Source organism: Pseudoalteromonas sp. 2CM28B (assembly GCF_023161935.1).
Genome location: NZ_JALNTH010000092.1, coordinates 1 through 1,772, shown reverse-complemented (window position 1 = coordinate 1,772; position 1,772 = coordinate 1). Strand labels below are relative to the sequence as shown.

Below are 1,772 nucleotides of genomic sequence, written 5' to 3'. Positions count from 1 at the left end.
TGGGCTTCTTGGATAACTTTGGCATTGTAACTCTGGCCTTCTAATTTAAGTACCGCAGGAGAATCAATTGATAAATTTAGCTTTTTATTTGGAGAAACTTTTGCTTCAACCCATAGTTGTTTTTCATCAGCTAACAACATGACTGAATCCCCAGCATCAACACGTTGCCCTTGGATAAAGTCGTCTTGAAGCACGACACCTTCACGGTGCGCCGTTAATGCATATTGTCCAAATGCTTTAATGTCTTTGTTAGAAATACCATTTATTGCTTTTTCAGTTAACCCTAAAGCAATGAGCTTGCCATAGCTCGCATTGTATGTTGTTTCAGCTTGTAATAATCGACTTTCACTCACCGTCTTATTACCCAGCTTTTTTACACGTTGCCATTCGGTTGAAGCGATTAAATAGTCAGCTTGTGCTTGAGCCATTGCTTCACTAAATAATGTAACTAACTTCTGACCTATTTCTACATACTCGCCAAGCGCTGCATGGCGACTGATAATGACTGACTCTGTACGTGGTGATACCACATAACTTTTATAGCCATTAGCTTTTATTTCGCCAGGTGCATATACGGAGCTAAATTGATATTCAGGCTTAACACTTTCCACTTTAATGTTAGCAAGCGACATCTTCTTTGGATCAATAGTGATACCTTCTTCATGTTCTTCTTCTCCCTCTCTATTACCACCTTCATGGCCGTGCTCGTCATGGTCACCTTTATCTTCTTCATGTCCCTTTTCGTGTTCATGCTCATCTTGATGTTCTTTTTCTTCTTGTTTCGAAACGTTTGTGACAGAACCAGTTCCATCTGACGACTGTGCAAAAGCATCATGATTTGTAGTAAACCCAACTAACAGGCAGCTAATTACTACGGCTAAAAATTTTTTACTAATTACTGTATTCATTTTTGTAACCTATATTTTTAATAAATTTAAGATTTCGTTTTTCGCTACTGAAAAAACAAAGCGCTCAAATCTCAAATTTGGATAACTGACCCATACTTAAAATGAAGGATATTTCTGCAAGCTTGAATTGATTTTCCAAACGTATTCCTGCATGAAGCCCTTCCGCACGTTGATTTAATGCGAGTAAATAATCAGAAGTGTTTATGTCACCAGCTTGCCAGCGCTTATTTAATAAATTTGCGCTGCTAGCCAACCTACCTTGGGTGAGCTTTTGCCATTGCTCGTAGTATTTTCTACTGACATTAAGCGATTCATAATTAGCTTTTGCTTCAAAAGACTGCTTTCGATATACCGACTGAAAATTCGCCTCGGCTGCAATGGCTTCTAAATAAGCGGCTTTAACATTATCTGTATAGTTATTTCTGATGTTTAAAGGCATTGAAAAAGTCACACCAACCAAGTCTTCATCTCCACTTTTCCCTGCGCTAACGCCAATGGTTGGATTAGCTTTAGATTCCATAGTGGTTAGTTGAGCTTTAGATTGTTGTCCCTTCCATTTCGCTCTAGCAAGTTTAACTTTTGGATGTTCCTCAACCCACTGGGAGTTAAATGAGTAGCTTGTTGCTCCAAAAGTAAATGAAAACAAATTGGTAGTATTAGGCGTCCAATCAGGCAATAACTCCTGAACATTTACCTCTGCATTTTTCAAAGCAATTTGCGACTCAGATATTTCACTGAAAACTTGGGACAAGTTTAAATAAACCAGTTCAGCGTCAAGTGGCTCTAAAAGTCCTGCTTTTCGCTTATCTTCAATAATTCCAACGAGCGTTTGTAATTGATTTTCTCTTACTGAAAGTAACTGAG

2 protein-coding genes are annotated in these 1,772 nt (G+C 38.3%); both read right to left on the bottom strand.

Annotated elements, in window-relative coordinates; all coding sequences use genetic code 11:
- Positions 1–908 (bottom strand): efflux RND transporter periplasmic adaptor subunit (locus MTN96_RS36730; protein ID WP_248534830.1); only part of this gene is annotated, 908 nt, incomplete at its 3' end.
- A gap of 64 nt (positions 909–972) precedes the next feature.
- A partial coding sequence (locus MTN96_RS36725; RefSeq protein ID WP_248534828.1) for a TolC family protein occupies positions 973–1,772 on the bottom strand: 800 nt, incomplete at its 5' end.